The sequence below is a fragment of the Mesorhizobium sp. M1088 genome (assembly GCF_040318575.1).
GTDB lineage: Bacteria > Pseudomonadota > Alphaproteobacteria > Rhizobiales > Rhizobiaceae > Mesorhizobium.
This window is the reverse complement of sequence record NZ_JAMYMO010000001.1, coordinates 171,031-187,395: the sequence shown is the minus strand read 5'-3', so window position 1 is coordinate 187,395 and position 16,365 is coordinate 171,031. Positions and strand designations below refer to the sequence as shown.

Sequence of the window (16,365 nt, the reverse complement as noted above, 5' to 3'; positions counted from 1 at the left end):
GGCTACCCGACCGGCGTCTGTTCCACGAGCGATCGCGCCGTCCGCTCGTCGGTTATCAAGCCTTTGAGATAACGGCCCTCCAGCACTGACTTGATGGCGCGAACCTTCACCTTGCCGCCGGCGACGGCGACAATCCTGCGGTTGCTGATGTCTTCGCGCGCCAGTGCCAGCGCCCGGTCGGAAAGCGTCGTCGCAACGGCCTTTCCGGCATCGTCGAAGAAATGGCCGAGCAGTTCGCCGACACCGCCGTTGCGGCGGATCTCCTCCATCTCGCCCTTCTCGATCATGCCGGTGGCGACAAGCGAGGCCTCACGTTCGGCGGTGCCGATGCCGGCGATGAGCAAGTCGGCGGACTTGGCGAGGTCGAAGACATCGCTGACGCCTTTCTGCCCGAGCAATACTGTTCGATCCTCGACCGTGTTGGCGAACATCGGTACGGGCATCACATAGGCCTCCGCGCCGGTGCGTTCGGCGACACGGTGGATGACGTCATGCGGATTGGCGGAGAACTTGCGCGTCAGGCCGCCAAGCAGCGAAACGAAACGGATCCTGCCGGCCGATATGCGCGGCAGATATTCGACGCATGCGGCAAGCGTGCGGCCGTGGCCGACGCCGATCAGCGCCTCTTCGCCGCGTTCGATCTCGCGCTTGAGAAACTGCGCGCCAGCAATGCCGAGCGCCTTGAGCGGCAGGTCTTCGGCATCGAAGTCCGGAACCACCTCGCAGTAGTCGAGGCCGTACCGGCCGGACAACTCATCCTCAAGCTCCACGCATTCTGAGACTTCGCCGTCGATGTAGACTTTGACCAGGCCTTCCTGATTGGCCTTGGTGATCAGGCGATGCGCCTTGAGACTGGTTAGGCCGAGCCGCTTGGCGACCTCCGACTGGGTCAGGCCGCCGGCATAGTGAAGCCAGGCGGCACGGGCGGCCATCCCGGTCTCATCGTCGCGCAGCAGGCCGTTGCCAAAACCAACCATTTCCGCCCTTTGATATTTTTATCAGTTGCTGCAAAATTTTTCACAAGGCGTCGCCCGAGTCAAGCAACCGCTGCGTTTAAATCTCCGGCCAGGAGCTTGCCGGCCGGGGCCGAATTGGGCCGCGCTAACCAACGGGCAAGAAACAACACCGACCATGCGCATTTAAAACGTTTGCAATTTGGATTGGACGCATTACAAACGTTTCAAACTTCGTTCGGGAGAAACGATGCCGGCCCGCGTTACCACCCTCAAGGAACTTGCTGCGCAGCTCGGCCTGTCGATTACCACCGTTTCGCGCGCCCTTGCCGGCCACGTGCAGATCGCCTTGAAAACGCGCCAACGTGTCGCCGAGGCTGCGCATCAGGCCGGCTATGTGCCGAACACCGCAGCCCGCACGCTGGTCTCCGGCCGCAGCGGCTTTGTCGGCATGGTGCTTCCGATCCGCGGCCCCAATCTGGTCGACTCCTTCCTCGGTGAATTCGTCACAGGGCTCGGCGAAGGGCTGGTTTCGCACGGCTCCGACCTGATCCTGGCCGCAGCGGCGCAGGGCCAGTCGGAACTTTCCGTGCTTCGCCATGTCGTCGAATCGGGCCGCGCCGACGGGGTCGTCGTCACCCGCATCGCCGAGGTCGACGAGCGGCTTGCCTATCTGCGCCAGCGCAATTTCCCGTTCGTCGCGCATGGCCGGCTGCTCGACGGCGACTTTGCCTACCATTGGCTCGATACCGATGGCGCGCATGCTTTCGGCGAGGCCTTCGACATGCTCTACGATCTCGGACACCGCCATTTCGGCCTGGTGACGATTTCGGAGCCGATGACATTTCGCCATCTCAGGCAGGACGGGCTCGCCGCCGCGATCGCCCGCCGGGGCGATCCGTCCGTCAGTCTCGATGTGGCGACGGCGCCGCGTTTCGATCGCGGTGCCCGCATCCAGGCAATCAACCGGCTTCTGCACGCCACCGAGCGGCCGACGGCGATTGTCGCACTGTTCGACGAGCTGGCGCTGACTGTGATGGAAGAGGCGGGGCGCGCCGGACTTGCCATTCCTCGCGACCTTTCGGTGATCGGCTTCGACAACATAGCCGCCTCCGCCTATGCGCCGCCGGGGCTGACCACTTTCGACGCCTCGATCCGCCAGTGCGCGCGCGAGATCGGCGAGATGCTGCTGACCGTCATCGGCGACAGGCCGGACGCGCCACTGACGCGGCTGGTCCGGCCGACACTTGTCTTGCGGGCAAGCCATGGCCCGGCACCCACAGGACGGAACTGACGCCTTAGCGGCGCACAACCAGGGAGGAAGACGACGATGAATGCGTTGAGGACATTGGCAGGTGCGGTGCTGGCGTTGTCGCTTGCTGCCGGCGCAGCACAAGCCCAGCAGGTGTTGTTCTGGTCGACACAGGCGCGACCAGTGGAAGAGACACAGAAGATGCGCAGCGAAGTGCTGAAGGGGTTTGACGGCCAGGTCGACTATCAGGTCGCCGAGGACGGGCCCTGGCTCACCCGCCTTCAGGCCGAACTGCAGGCCGGCGCCGGCACCATAGGCGTGCTCGGCGGCCTGCACGGAGACTTCTCCACCGTCGGCGCGAACCTTGTCGATCTCTCTGGCGTCGATCTCGGTGGCGTCAAGGTCAACGAGACCTACAAGAAGCTCGGCATGCTCGGCACCGGCGAGCAGAAGTACCTTCCATGGATGCAGGCCACCTTTCTGATGGCGGCCAACAAACAGGCGCTGCAATATCTGCCGGCCGGCACCGATCTCAACACCATCACTTATGACCAACTGATCGAGTGGGCGAAAAACATCGCTGAAAAGACCGGTTCGCCCAAATTCGGTTTTCCGGCCGGCCCGAAAGGGCTGAAGCACCGTTTCTTCGAGGGTTTTCTCCTTCCATCGTATACCGGCTCGATGGTGACGAAGTTCCGCTCGGCGGAGGCCGAAACGGCGTGGAACAAGTTCAAGGAATTGTGGCAATACACCAACCCGAATTCGACCAACTATGCCTTCATGCAGGAGCCGCTGCTGACCGGCGAAGTCTGGGTGGCATTCGATCACGTGGCGCGCCTCGCCGACGCCTTCAACCAGAAACCCGATGACTTCGTCGCCTTCCCGGCGCCGGCTGGCCCGTCAGGCCGCGGCTACATGCCGGTGGTGGCCGGCGTCGCTATCCCGAAGACCTCGCCCGACATGGACAAGGCCAAGGCGCTGGTCGCCTATATGCTGAAACCGGAAACCCAGATCGCGACGCTGAAGGCGACAAACTTCTTCCCCATCGTCGACGTCAAGCTGCCCGACGACATGCCGGCCTCGGTGAAGGCCTTCAGCCCAGTGATCGCCACCATGACCGGAGCTCCCGATGCATTGCCGGCGCTGCTGCCGATGGGACTTGGCGGCCTCGGCGGCAAGTTCAATCAGATCTACACCGACAGCTTCGAGCGCATCGTGCTCGGCGGCGAGGATGTGCACGGCGTGCTCGACGAACAGGCGACGGCGCTGAAAGCGATCATCGAACAGGCGAAGGCGCCGTGCTGGGCGCCCGACAAGCCCTCGCAAGGCGCCTGCCCGGTCGATTAAGAATCCTCCCGGGCGTCCGGATTTCCAGCGCGCCGGGCGCCCACCCCTTTTGAAGCTTCGAATAGAGAGCGCTCCATGCACAGCAAGGCCCTGCCCTATCTGCTGCTGACACCGGCGACGCTGTTCCTCTGCGTCTTCTTCCTCTACCCGTTCGTGTTGGTCGCCTTCGAGGCGTTAACCCGCGACGGCGGCTTTACGCTCGACAATTTCCGCACCATGGCGGGCAGCTGGAAGTTTCCGGTCACTGTCCGCAATACGCTACTGCTGAGCGTCGTCGTCGTGCCGATTCAGTTGGTCATGGCACTGCTGATGGCAACCGCGGTGTCGCGGCTCGAAACGGGACGCAGCGCCGCGCTTTATATCTTCGCCATTCCGCTCGGCATCTCCGATCTGGCCGCCGGGCTGATCTGGCTCGCCATCTTCGACCAGTCCGGCTTCCTGAACACCTTGCTCTCCAATCTCGGCGTCATCGACAGCCCGGTCATGTTCCTCGGCTACCAGAGCAAGCTGACGATCTTCATCGCCGTGGCGCTGGCCGAGATCTGGCGCGCGACCGCCATCATGATGGTCATTCTGGTCGCCGGCATGGGGCTGATCCCCCGGGAATACTACGAGGCGGCGGAGGTTTTTGGCGCTAGCCCGTGGAAGCGCTTCATCAAGATCACGCTGCCTCTGCTGCGCCCAAGCCTGCAGACGGCGATCATCCTGCGCGTCATCCTTGCCTTTGAGGTCTTTGCCGTGGTTGCAGCACTCGGCGGCACCAATCTGCCGGTGCTGATGGGCGAGACCTACAATTGGCAGTTCACGCTGCAGGACCACAATGTCGCCGCCGCCATGGCGCTGTTCATCCTCGCCATCTCGATCGGTTTCACACTGTTCTTCCTGCGTGTGCTGCGTGTGCCGAAGGAGGCGCGGATATGAGCACCGTCGCGGAGATCTCGATCGCCGCGCCTGAGGCCCGCAAAGCCGGCAATTGGTTGCTGGTCGCAACGGTCATCCTGCTTTGCGTCTGGGTGCTGCTGCCGATCTATCTGCTGATCGTCAACGCGCTGTCGTCGCCGGAAGAGGTGACCGCCTTTCCCAAGCGCTTCTTCCCGTCATTCGATTTCGGCAGCCTTTCTTTCTTCATCAATTTCGCCGGCGTCGCCAAGGCGCTGTGGAACTCCGTTCTCGTCGCTACGCTGACGATGATCCTCTCGATCGGCTTCGGCGCACCCGCGGGCTACGCACTGTCGCGCTTCGATTTCCCAGGCAAGGAAACGTTCCGTTTCCTCGTGCTGATGACCCGCGCCTTCCCGCTGCCGCTGCTGGCGCTGCCGCTGGCGGTGATGTTCATCCGCACCGGCCTCGACGACACCGCGATCGGGCTGGCGCTGGTCCACACCACGCTGGCGCTGCCGTTTGCGGTGCTGATCACTTTCTCGCTGTTCTCCGGCATTCCCGTCGAGTTGGAGGAGGCGGCCTGGACGCTCGGCTGCACGAGATTGCAGGCATTCCGAAAAGTCATTCTGCCGCTGGCGCTGCCGGGCATCGCGGCGTCCGCGGTGTTTGCCTTCACCATCTCCTGGAACGAGGTGTTTGCCGCCGCCGTGCTCACCATCGAGAACCGGACGCTGACCGCCTTCCTGCTGCAGAGCCTTGGCGAATCGCCGCTCTACCTCAAATTCACCGGCGGTGCTGCCTTGGTTATCCCGGCACTGATCTTCATTTTTGCCGTCCGCAAATATCTGTTCGCCATGTGGGGGATCGCCAATCGATGACGCGCACAAAAGAGAACGCCGATGGCTGAGATCGTCATCAAGCAGGTGGCAAAACGTTTCGGCGGCTTCACCGCGCTGCATTCGATCGACCTGACCATCGCCGACCAGGAATTCATGGTGCTGCTCGGCGCCTCGGGTTGCGGCAAGACCACGCTGCTGAGGATCGTCGCCGGGCTGGAAACGCCAAGCCAGGGCGAGGTCTGGATCGGCGGCCGTCGCGTCGACCATCTGCCGCCGCGCGAACGCGGCATCGCTATGGTGTTCCAGAATTACGCCGTGTTTCCGCACCTGACGGTATTCGAGAATATCGCCTTCGGCCTGCGCATGAAGAAGCTGCCGCAGCAGGAGGTCGACGGGCGCGTCAACCGCACCGCCGAGCTAATGCATATCGAACAGCTTTTGAAGCGCTATTCGGGCCAGCTTTCCGGCGGTCAGCGCCAACGCGTGGCTGTGGCCCGGGCCCTGGCGATGGAGCCTGACGTGATCTTGATGGACGAGCCGCTGTCCAACCTAGACGCGCTGCTGCGGCTCGAAATGCGCGCCGAGCTCAAAGGTGTGCTCGCGGCGTCCAAGACCACCACCATCTACGTTACCCACGACCAGGTCGAGGCGATGAGCCTTGCCGACCGCATCGCCGTCATGCATCAGGGCCGTATCGTCCAGGCCGCCTCGCCGGTAGAGGTCTACCGCAATCCGGCGGCCCGCTTCGTCGGCTCCTTCATCGGCAACCCGCCGATGAATTTCATCCCGGCGACGAAGACGGCCGACGGCAGTTGGACCGTCGCCGGGCTGACGCTGCCCGGCCCCAAATCGGACAAGCAGACGATAGAATTCGCCATTCGCCCCGAGGATGTGGACGCCGGCAACGAAGGTATTAACGCCACCGTGCGCGTTGTCGAGCCGCTCGGACCGCACACGCTGGTCACCTGCGACGTCGAGGGCGGCCTGTTCCGCGCCATCCTCGAATCGAATGCCACGGTCGCCGTCGGCGATCACTTGCGGCTTTCGCCCAAACCCGATCGCATCCGCTGGTTCGATCCCGAAACCACCAACGCCCTTTGATCCCCTTCGATTCTGAAAGTACGAACGCCCCGATGATATCTCTTGCTGTCGACGAAACCATCGCCCGCGCCGTCGAGGTGCTCAGGGAAAATGACCAAGGCACCTACACCATACCGACCAAGGGCCTCTACCCGTTTCAGTGGAACTGGGATTCCTGCCTGACCGCGCTCGGCCTTGCCCACTATGACGAGGCGCGCGCCTGGACCGAGATCGACACGCTGTTCGCCCACCAATGGCCAGACGGCATGGTGCCGCACATCGTCTTCCATGTCTGGAGCGACGGCTATTTCCCCGGGCCGGAGGTCTGGCGAACCAATCGCCCGACTGCCACCTCCGGCATCACCCAGCCGGCGGTCGCCGGCTTTGCCGTGCGCCGCTTGTTCGACCAGGCCAAGGACAAGACCCTGGCGGCCGAGCGCGCCCGCGCGCTGTTGCCGAAAATCGATGCCTGGCACCGCTGGTTCTACGAAAATCGCGACCCGGACGGCGAAGGGCTGGTCGCCATAATCCACCCATGGGAGTCCGGTCGCGACAACTCGATCGACTGGGACGAGGCGTTCGAGCGCGTGCCGACCGAAGGCGTCGAGCCCTACACCCGCCGCGACATCCTGCACGCCGATCCGGCGCATCGTCCAACCAAGGCACAGTATGACCGCTATGTCTGGCTGTTGCAGCATTTCCGCGGGCTTGGCTGGGACAATGCCCGGCTGCACGATGCCTCGCCATTCCAGGTCGTCGATCCCGGCTTCAACGCCATCCTGATCCGTTCCGCCGCCGACCTTGCCGATCTCGCCGAGGCACTTGGCGAAACCGAAATCGCAGAAGCCAATCGCGCCCGTGCCGAAAAGGGGCTTTCGGCAATGGAACGGCTGTGGAGCGACGCGCATGGCCAGTACATTTGTTTCGACCGAGTGGCCGGAAAGCATGTTGACAGCGCGTCGGTCGGCGGCATTCTGTCGGTATTTTCGGCCATCCCGGAAAGCCGGGCAGCGACCATCGCTGCAACGATCGAGCGCATCGCCGGCAAAACGCGTTGCATCGTCCCGTCGCACGATCCTGAGGATGGGCGCTTCGACCCAAAGCGCTACTGGCGCGGCCCGGTCTGGCTGGTGGTCAACTACATGATCGCCGACGGCCTTGCCGTCGCCGGCCACAGCCAAATCGCACAACGCATCACGCAATCCAGTCTCGAGCTGATCGCCGAGAGCGGTTTTGCCGAATATTACGATCCCCTCAACGGCGAGCCGCTCGGCGGCAATCGCTTCACCTGGACCGCGGCAATGGTGATCGAGTTCCTGAAGGGCAGAGCCTGAACGCTTCCGCCAAGGCCGCCGGCTACCAAAGCCCGTTCTGTCCGCCGAATAACAGTCGATACTATTTGCGTCTGAGGCACGTCCTGGTCCATCAAAACAGGGCCAAGGCATGCCAATCTTCACCATGCCAGAGCTATAATAATTCTTCACAAACCGCTATCTATACTGCGTCGAGGCGGGGAGAAGCGCGGCTCGCGGCACTTGGCATTCCGGTCTTCGCCTGCACCCCGGATCTGTTTCCGGACATGATGGCGGCGGCACTGCGGCGGGAGGATATCGGCGCCTGGGCGGCGGGAGCCGACATCAAGCTCATTTGCGCCGAGGCTGAGGCGCCTGGGACGCGTGAGTGAGCGTTTGCCTCGGTCCAGAATACTGGGCCGCCCGCAGGTAAGCGCTTGCGGTCAAAGGTTTGACAAATAGCCGGCCGCGCCTATGGTCGACCTGTTACAGGAGCGACGCATGGCGAAGACAACCGGCTGTATTCTTGGCGGGTTTTCCGCACATTTGCTGAACAGTAGAAATCAGCCACGGCCGCTTTCACAGCCCTCGCCCTTCCCTCTCCCGGCCGCGTCGATGCGCCCGGGCCGTTCATGTCCTTGAGCCACATGTCGCAGAAAATTACCGAGCTTCTGTCGCGGCTGGAAAAGCGGCTGGACAGGTCAGCGATTGTCTCGGCTGAGGAGGCCGGACCACGCTACCGGGAAGACCCCGACGGCAAGGACGGCGCGCCGCCGGCGATCGTCTTGCGTCCACGCACGACCGGCGAGGTGTCGGACGTTCTGCGCCTGTGCAACGAGGTCGGGCAAAGGCTCGTCGTCCAGGGTGGCCGCACCGGTCTTGCGGGCGCGGCGCGCATCCAGCGCGGCGAAGCGGTGCTGTCGCTGGAGCGCATGACTTCCGTTGAGGCTATCGACCGCGAGGCGGCGACCATCATCGCCGAGGCCGGCGCGCCGCTGCAAGCGGTGCAGGAAGCCGCCGATGCGGCCGGCTTGCTGTTCGGCGTCGACATCGGAGCGCGCGGCACGGCCACCGTCGGCGGCAATGTCGCCACCAATGCCGGCGGCATCCGTGTGCTGCGCTACGGCATGTACCGGGCGCAGGTGCTTGGGCTGGAAGCGGTGCTTGCCGACGGCAGTATCCTGACCTCGCTCAAGGGTTTGGCGAAGGACAACTCCGGCTACGACCTCAGCCAATTGTTCATCGGCAGCGAAGGCACGCTCGGCGTGGTCACGCGCGCATGCCTGCGGCTGCATCCGAAGCCGGCCACCGAGATCAATGCCTTCTGCGCGCTTGCTTCGCTGGACGCGGCGATCACGTTGCTTGCGCTGCTCAGGCGGAAGCTCGGGCCCTTGCTATCGGCCTATGAGGTGAATTTCGCACCGCTCTATGGCGCCATGATCGCCGGCATGGAGGCGCCGGCGCCGCTGCCGGTCGGCTCGCCCGTCTATGTGCTTGCCGAGATACAGGGCAGCGAGCCCGACCGCGACCGCGAACGTTTTGCCGCGGTGCTGATGCAGGCGGTTGAAGATGGCGTGATCGACGACGTGGTCGTCTCGCAATCGCCGCGCGAATTCCGGGCGCTCTGGGCGGTGCGCGAGGAGGCCAACCGTTTCCTGTTTTCGATGGCAGGCCTGATCGGCGTCGATATCAGCATCCCACTGGCGAGAATGGCGACTTTCCTGGGCGAAACAGAAGCCGTCATCAAGGCCGTCGACCGCAGCGCCGACATCTACGTCTTCGGCCATCTTGGCGATGGCAATCTGCATTATCAGGTTCGCACCGGGGATCCGGCGGCCGCATACGACATCGTCTACCGGCGCGTGGCCGCGGCTGGCGGCGGCGTCTCGGCCGAGCATGGCATCGGCCTGGACAAGAAGGAATGGCTGCACCTTGTGCGCAGCGACGCCGAGATCGCGGCCATGCGGCGCCTGAAAGCAGCCTTCGACCCGAACAACATCCTCAATGCCGGGCGCATCTTCGACCTCGCGCCGGGCTGAAATCGAAGGTGCGTAGCGCTGGCCGGGCGCTGTCTCTATCTGGTCGCGCCCTTCAATTCCGCATGCGCAACCGCGATGCGGGCAGCAAGCGCGGCGTTGTTGCGGACCAGCGCGATGTTGGCCTTCAGGCTGCGGCCTTGCGAAAGCTCATTGATGCGTGCGAGCAGAAACGGCGTCAGTTCCTTGCGCCCGATGCCGCGCTTCTCGGCCTCAGCCACGGCCGCTGCGATCGTGCCGTCGATGAACGCCGGATCGAGCGCGTCCGCTTCGGGAATAGGGTTGGCGACGAGAATGCCGGTGCCGGATTCCATCTCGTCATGCAGCAGCATGGCTCGCGCGATCTCGTCGGGCGTGTCGAGGCGATGATCGGCCTTGAGCCCGCTGGAGCGGGTGTAGAAAGCCGGAAAATCATCGCTCCCATAGGCGATCACCGGGACGCGCTGAGTTTCCAGATATTCCAGCGTCTTCGCAATATCGAGGATCGACTTAACTCCGGCGCAGACCACGGTCGTGCCGGTTTGGCCGAGTTCGGTCAGGTCGGCGGAGATATCGAAAGTGGCTTCGGCGCCGCGATGCACGCCGCCCACGCCGCCGGTCGCAAAAATGCCGATCCCGGCTAACGCGGCGATCCGCATCGTCGCCGAGACGGTGGTTCCGGCCGAGCCGCCGCGCACCATGATGGCGGCGAGATCGCGCCCGGAAGCCTTGACCACGCCCTTTGCCGCTGCCAGCTCTTCCAGCTCACGGTCGTCGAGGCCAACCTTGATCTTGCCGGCGACCACTGCGATTGTGGCGGGCACGGCGCCGTTTTCACGCACCACGGTCTCGACACCACGGGCAGTTTCCAGATTGGCCGGATAGGGCATGCCGTGGGTGATGATCGTCGATTCCAATGCCACCACCGCGCGGCCTTCATCAAGCGCAGCAGCGACTTCATCGTTCAGGTGGACAAGGAAAGGTTTCATATCATCTCGCTTTCAGGCAGGAATGCGGTACATGCCGGCGGCAAGGAAGCGCGGCGACAGATCGGGATGGACGCTGGCTTCGCTCTCGGTGGTCAGTGTGGCAAGCAGCGCGCCGGTGCGCACGGCATGAGCGACCGGCTCACCCGAAAGCACCTTGTACAGTGTGCCGGCGATCATCGCGTCACCGGCGCCGGTGATATCGACGGGCTGCGCCGGGACGGAGTGCATGGTCGTCACACCGCTCTCAGTCGCAACGGCAAATCCATGCGCGCCCACGGTCACGATCACCTCGCCGGCGCCGGCCGCGCGCAGCGCTGCCGCTGCTTCCTCCGGCGTCAGCCGCCTGTCGGCATCCGTCATGCCGAGCATCGTATTGGCCTCGTCATGATTGGTGAACAGAAGATCGATGCCGGTCAGGTCCTTCGGCAGGCGCGCTGATTTCGGCGCCGATACCGTGTCGACGGCGAGCTTGAAGCGCGCACCCTGCTTGCGCGACATCAGTGCCGCGAGGGTCGCGGCCGGCAGATTGCAGTCGATGAACACCCATGTCGCCGAAGCCAGATGCGGCCAGAAGCGGTCGAGATAGGACGACGAAAACAGATCGAATATCTCCATGTCGGCAATGCCGAGCACGAGGTCGTTGTTGCGGTCGAGGATGGCCGCGTATTCCGCCGTCGGCCGTTCCGTGGTGGTGATGATCTGGCTGACATCGGCGCCGAGGTCGCGCAGATGCCGGACCAGTGAGCGGCCGGTTTCATCGTCGCCGACGATCGAGACGAAGCTTATGTCGACGCCGAGGCGGGCAAGGTTTTCGGCGACGTTGCGGGCAACCCCGCCGAAGCTGCGATAGCCGTCGACCGGGTTCGACGTCTCGAAAATCAGATCCTTCTTGGCGTGGTATTTGCGGTCGAGCACCGCGCCGCCGACGCAGACCATGCGCTTGGACGTCGGCAAGACGTAACCACGGCCGAGAATGTATCCCTTGTTGACGAGTTGCACGATGTGGGCCGCAACCGTCGAGCGGGCGATGCCGAGCACCGTTGCTATGTCCTGCTGGCCGGCGAATGGGTTCGCGGCAATGAGGTCGAGAACCGCTTGTTCCTGTGCTCCAAGGTCGTCCATTGTCTCACCCGGCCGGTCGAATTCGAGGCTGAATGTTGATATAACAACAGATGCTGTTGTCAACAGTTGTTTGGACCTGGGCATTTCCGGTCGGGTGCCCACATTTGGTCAGGCCACTTGTGTCGACCTATCGGACGCGCTCGCGCTGAAGGCCCTACGGCGCGGGCATTTCTCCGAGAACAGGGAGCCTTAACGCGAGACTGCGAACACCACTAAGCCTTCAGCACCGAGACGGCCAATTCGCTGTTGTGGACGTATTCGTTGGCGTCAGGCTGCTTCTGCACGAGCAGGATGAACAGCAGGTCGGTCAGCGTCAGTTGTGCATCACGCGCAGTTATCGATGACGAGCGCGCGCGCTCTTCATCGGCGATCGTGTGGAGGCGAATGTCGGCAACCCGGCTCAGCGGATTGTCGCGAAGTCCGGTGACGGCGATCACGGTGGTGCCACGTTTGCGGGCAAGTTCAGCTATCCGCAGGGTTTCGATGCTCGCCCCGGAATAGGAGAGCGCGAACAGCACGTCACCTCTTCCAAGCGTCGAGACATTGGCCATTTGCACATGGCTGTCGCTGTCGTGCAGCACGTTGCGGCCGAGTTTCATCAGCTTGTAGGAAAAATCGCGCGCCACCAGCGAGGATGCGCCGACGCCGGCCAAATGAATGCGGCGCGCACCATTCAATGCTTCGAGGGCCTTGCCGATTTCCTGCTCGGTGTTGGCCGCGACGGTCTGCTGCATCGACAAAAGCTTGCTGCCGATCAGCTTGCGCAGGATGACCAGATAGCTGTCGCCGACCTCGATCGAACCGTGGATCATGCCGGCCGGCACGTGCCATTCCTGCGACTTGGCCTCGCTGACGGCGAGCTTAAGCTCCTGATAGCTGGAATAGCCGAGCTTCTGGCTGAACTTGACGACGCTCGACTGGCTGCGGCCGATCTCGGCGGCAAGCGCCGCCGTCGACAGGCGGAGCATCTGGTCGGGATTATCGACGATATACTGACCGATCTCGCGGTCGCCGGGCGCCATGACTTCGAGCTTGGCCTCGATCTTCTTCAGGACGGACATGCGTTCCCCCATTACCTGTCATAGACAACGCCAAGCCAAGGAATAAATTATTCCGCCTCTGATTGACAGCCAAGAATGAACCATCAAATCTCGACTGGTGCGGTTGCGGCCCAGCCTTCGGGCATGTCGACGATTCGGACATGAAAAGATCGTAGACTCGCCGACAGCTCGGGATTAGGTCAGAGCCATGGACAAATTGCGGATCGTCGGCGGGCACAGGCTTGAGGGCGCGGTGACGATCTCCGGCGCCAAGAACGCGGCCTTGCCGCAAATAGCGGCGGCGTTGCTCAGCCCCTATCCGCTGCAGCTGACCAACCTGCCTGAGGTGACGGATATCGACAACATGCTTGGCGTCGTCGGCCTTCATGGGGCCGTAGTCACCAGATCGGCGCATGCCGCCACAATCGATACCAGTGCTGCCGCTTCCAGGGAGACAAGCTACGATACCGTCAGGCGCATGCGCGCGACGGTGCTGGTTCTCGGTCCACTGCTTGCCCGCTTCGGCCATGCCCGGGTCTCGCTGCCTGGCGGCTGCGCGATCGGCGCACGGCCGGTCGACATGCATGTCGCCGCACTTGCCGCACTTGGCGCCGATACCGCGATCGAAAACGGACTGATCGTCGCGTCTGCGCCGGGCGGACTGAAAGGCGCGCGCATCGTTTTGAGCTCGCCGTCGGTCGGCGCGACCGAAACGGCGATGATGGCGGCGACGACGGCAAACGGCGAGACCGAGATCCTCAACGCGGCCCGCGAGCCGGAGGTGGCCGATCTTGCCGCCTGCCTGAACGACATGGGCGCGCGGATCGAGGGCGCCGGCACGCACCGCATCCTGATCGGGGGCAGCACAGACTGGCGCGCCGCCACGCACGACATCATCCCGGACCGGATAGAGGCCGGCACCTATGCCGTCGCAGCGGCCGTCACCGGCGGTCAGCTCGAGCTGACCCACGCGCGGCTCGAGCACATGGCATCCGTCGTCCAGCTGCTCGAAGCAGCCGGTGTGAAAATATGGCCGGGCGACCGCGGGCTGATCGTATCGAGAGACGGGCCGCTCAAGGCGGTCGACGTGACGACGGAGCCCTATCCGGGCTTTCCGACCGATCTCCAGGCGCAGTTCATGGCGTTGATGTGCTGTGCCGAGGGCGCTTCGCTGTTGCGCGAGACGATCTTCGAGAACCGCTTCATGCATGTGCCTGAACTAATGCGGCTCGGCGCCAATATCAAGCTGCAAGGCACCATGGCGCTGGTGCGCGGAGGCGAGAAGCTGAAGGGCGCGCAAGTGATGGCGACCGACCTGCGCGCCTCCGTCTCGCTGGTGCTAGCAGCGCTGGTGTCGGAGGGCGAGACGACGATCAATCGCGTCTATCATCTCGACCGCGGGTACGAGCAGTTGGACCGCAAGCTCCGGCTGTGCGGCGCCCAGATCGAACGAATAAGGCAATGAGTGCCGGTCGGGCGTCTCCGCATTATTTCCTGGGCGTCGATGGCGGCGGAACCGGCTGCCGGGCGCGTATCGAAGACGAGGCAGGAACCGTGCTCGGGCAAGGCCTGTCGGGCCCGGCGACAACGCGACTCGGTATAGAGGTGGCCTGGGCCTCGATTGCCAAAGCCTTTGGCGCGGCGATCGAAGAGGGAGGGTTCACGGCGGCGGAAATCGCCAGGATCCGCGCGGGTATCGGTGTTGCCGGCATCGGCCGTAAGGGTGCGCTCGAGGCGTTTCATGGCATCGAACAACCCTTTGCGAGCATCGACTTCGTCAGCGACGGCGTCGCGGCTTGCCTTGGCGCGCATTCGGGTCAAGACGGCGCCATCGTCATAGCCGGGACCGGTTCGATCGGGCTCGGCTTTGTCGAAGGGCGCGACCTGCGCGTCGGCGGCTACGGTTTTCCGATTTCCGATGAGGGCAGCGGCGCCGATCTCGGACTGAAGGCAGTGCAGCTTGCCTTGCGAGCCCATGACGGTCGGCATGAGCGGACGGCGCTGCTGGCCGAGGTGATGCAGCGCTTCAAGGACGATCCGTTCGAGGCGGTGGCCTGGATGGACCGCGCCAGTGCGACGGACTATGCCGCCCTGGCGCCGATGGTGATCCGCCATGCCGATCAGGGCGATCCGGCCGGTCGGCGGATCGTGCAAGGCGCTGCCGAGCAGATCGACACCTTCGTGCGGGTGCTGTTCGAAAAAGGCGCGCCGCGGGTTACGCTGCTCGGAGGGTTGTCCAGCCCGCTTGAGCCATGGCTCGCTCCCGACGTCCGCCGACGGCTGAAGCCGGCCGACGGCGACGCGGTTTCGGGGGCCATAATCCTGGCCAGAAAATCCCTCTGCCGCCAGTGATGCCTTGCTCGCAGGAATATAATATTCCTACTTTCCGTTGACACAGGGAATATCGAATTCTAAAAAGTTAACGAAACAGAACCGGCGCAGCCGGTACGGAGCCGACGGCCAGGTGCAGGCACTGGACGCCGCTTGCTGTGGGCATCACAGTCCTGCTCGCAGTCGCACTTGAAAGTAAGCGAAGTGGTCGAACAAGGGTTGATGTCGGAGCTGGAGCGGCTGGTTTCCGAGGACCGGAACCCGAAAACCATGGACATCGATCTGTTGCCGACCCTCGAGGTGCTGCGCAAGATCAATGACGAGGACAAAGGCGTTGCGGCAGCCGTCGAGAAGGTCATCCCCGATATTGCTGCGGCCGTGGACCGGATCGTGAGCGCGTTCCAGGACGGTGCACGCCTTGTCTATATGGGGGCTGGCACCAGCGGCCGGCTCGGCGTCCTTGACGCCTCGGAATGCCCGCCGACCTTCGGCGTACCCGAGGACATGGTGGTGGGCCTGATCGCCGGCGGCGTCGACGCGCTGGTGCACTCTGCGGAAGGCGCCGAGGACGATCCGAAACAGGGAATAAAGGCGCTGCAGGACATCAAGCTGACCGCCGACGACGTGGTGGTCGGCATCGCTGTCAGCGGACGCACACCTTATGTCATCGGCGGCCTGACCTATGCCAAGGAGGTGGGAGCCACCACCGTGGCGTTGTCCTGCAATCCTCGATCGACCATTGCCGGCATTGCCGATATTGCCATCTCTCCGGTGGTTGGCCCGGAGGTCCTCACCGGCTCGACCCGGCTGAAATCGGGAACCGCGCAAAAGCTGGTGCTCAATATGCTGTCTACCGCCAGCATGATCCGCATCGGCAAGAGCTATCAGAACCTGATGGTTGACCTCAATCCAAGCAACAAGAAGCTTGTCGCAAGGGCGGTCAGGATCGTGATGCAGACGACCGGCTGCGCGGCACAGCAGGCACGACAGGCACTCGACCAGACCGGCAATGATGTAAAACTGGCAATCCTGGTGACGATCACCGGCATGGGTGTCGAAGAAGCACGTAAGGCGCTTGCCAACGCGGGAGGTTTCCTGCGCAAAGCGATAGGCGAAAAGACGGTGTAAAACCGCATGGATACTGGGCCGATGTTCCGGGGCGTGTGTCCCTTTGAAGCGGTCCGGGGAACTGCAAGGCATCTGGTTTAACAATAATGGGAGAC

Annotated in this window: 14 protein-coding genes; 10 read left to right on the top strand and 4 right to left on the bottom strand. The window is 63.4% G+C overall.

Annotated elements, in window-relative coordinates; all coding sequences use genetic code 11:
• Positions 1-2: 2 nt before the first annotated feature.
• A complete protein-coding gene (locus NKH49_RS01040) occupies positions 3-977 on the bottom strand; it encodes a sugar-binding transcriptional regulator (RefSeq protein ID WP_023676028.1) in 975 nt (324 codons plus the stop codon).
• A gap of 226 nt (positions 978-1,203) precedes the next feature.
• Between NKH49_RS01040 and NKH49_RS01035 the strand changes: the two genes are divergently transcribed.
• The 7 genes from NKH49_RS01035 (at position 1,204) to NKH49_RS01005 (ending at position 9,684) form a co-directional block, all read left to right on the top strand.
• On the top strand, positions 1,204-2,247 hold the full coding sequence (locus tag NKH49_RS01035) for a substrate-binding domain-containing protein (RefSeq protein ID WP_352612238.1): 1,044 nt from the start codon (positions 1,204-1,206) through the stop codon (positions 2,245-2,247).
• 36 nt (positions 2,248-2,283) lie between these two features.
• A complete protein-coding gene (locus tag NKH49_RS01030; RefSeq protein WP_352612236.1) occupies positions 2,284-3,552 on the top strand; it encodes an ABC transporter substrate-binding protein in 1,269 nt (422 codons plus the stop codon).
• 75 nt (positions 3,553-3,627) lie between these two features.
• Positions 3,628-4,473 carry a carbohydrate ABC transporter permease gene (locus tag NKH49_RS01025; RefSeq protein ID WP_352612234.1) on the top strand — a complete coding sequence of 282 codons (846 nt, stop codon included), beginning with the start codon at positions 3,628-3,630 and terminating at the stop codon, positions 4,471-4,473.
• Positions 4,470-5,312 (top strand): carbohydrate ABC transporter permease, encoded by an 843-nt coding sequence (locus NKH49_RS01020; RefSeq protein WP_352612232.1) that lies wholly within the window; start codon positions 4,470-4,472, stop codon positions 5,310-5,312. The genes NKH49_RS01025 and NKH49_RS01020 overlap by 4 nt, the downstream gene beginning before the upstream one ends.
• Positions 5,313-5,333: 21 nt before the next feature.
• Entirely contained in the window at positions 5,334-6,374 is a 1,041-nt protein-coding gene (locus NKH49_RS01015; protein ID WP_352455248.1) for an ABC transporter ATP-binding protein, read from the top strand.
• A gap of 32 nt (positions 6,375-6,406) precedes the next feature.
• The gene (locus tag NKH49_RS01010; RefSeq protein ID WP_352612230.1) at positions 6,407-7,687 is read left to right on the top strand and encodes an amylo-alpha-1,6-glucosidase; all 1,281 of its coding nucleotides are present in this window, start codon (positions 6,407-6,409) and stop codon (positions 7,685-7,687) included.
• Positions 7,688-8,292: 605 nt separating this feature from the next.
• A complete protein-coding gene (locus tag NKH49_RS01005; RefSeq protein WP_352612228.1) occupies positions 8,293-9,684 on the top strand; it encodes an FAD-binding oxidoreductase in 1,392 nt (463 codons plus the stop codon).
• A 35-nt stretch (positions 9,685-9,719) separates the two neighbouring features.
• Here the strand turns inward: NKH49_RS01005 and NKH49_RS01000 are convergent, their stop codons facing one another.
• The 3 genes from NKH49_RS01000 to NKH49_RS00990 form a co-directional block, all read right to left on the bottom strand.
• Positions 9,720-10,649 carry a pseudouridine-5'-phosphate glycosidase gene (locus NKH49_RS01000; RefSeq protein WP_352502990.1) on the bottom strand — a complete coding sequence of 310 codons (930 nt, stop codon included), beginning with the start codon at positions 10,647-10,649 and terminating at the stop codon, positions 9,720-9,722.
• 12 nt (positions 10,650-10,661) lie between these two features.
• Positions 10,662-11,771, bottom strand: coding sequence for a carbohydrate kinase (locus tag NKH49_RS00995; RefSeq protein ID WP_352502989.1), 1,110 nt, complete (start codon positions 11,769-11,771; stop codon positions 10,662-10,664).
• A gap of 212 nt (positions 11,772-11,983) precedes the next feature.
• Positions 11,984-12,832, bottom strand: a complete 849-nt coding sequence (locus NKH49_RS00990) for a MurR/RpiR family transcriptional regulator (RefSeq protein WP_352472245.1) — start codon at positions 12,830-12,832, stop codon at positions 11,984-11,986.
• 187 nt (positions 12,833-13,019) lie between these two features.
• On the opposite strand from NKH49_RS00990, the gene murA reads away from it, so the two are divergent.
• The 3 genes from murA (at position 13,020) to murQ (ending at position 16,270) form a co-directional block, all read left to right on the top strand.
• On the top strand, positions 13,020-14,276 hold the full coding sequence (gene murA / locus NKH49_RS00985) for a UDP-N-acetylglucosamine 1-carboxyvinyltransferase (protein WP_352612225.1): 1,257 nt from the start codon (positions 13,020-13,022) through the stop codon (positions 14,274-14,276).
• A complete protein-coding gene (locus tag NKH49_RS00980) occupies positions 14,273-15,163 on the top strand; it encodes a glucosamine kinase nucleotide-binding domain-containing protein (RefSeq protein ID WP_352472242.1) in 891 nt (296 codons plus the stop codon). Before murA ends, NKH49_RS00980 begins: the two co-directional genes overlap by 4 nt.
• 183 nt (positions 15,164-15,346) lie before the next feature.
• Positions 15,347-16,270 carry an N-acetylmuramic acid 6-phosphate etherase gene (gene murQ / locus NKH49_RS00975; protein ID WP_352542256.1) on the top strand — a complete coding sequence of 308 codons (924 nt, stop codon included), beginning with the start codon at positions 15,347-15,349 and terminating at the stop codon, positions 16,268-16,270.
• The last annotated feature ends 95 nt before the right edge of the window (positions 16,271-16,365 follow it).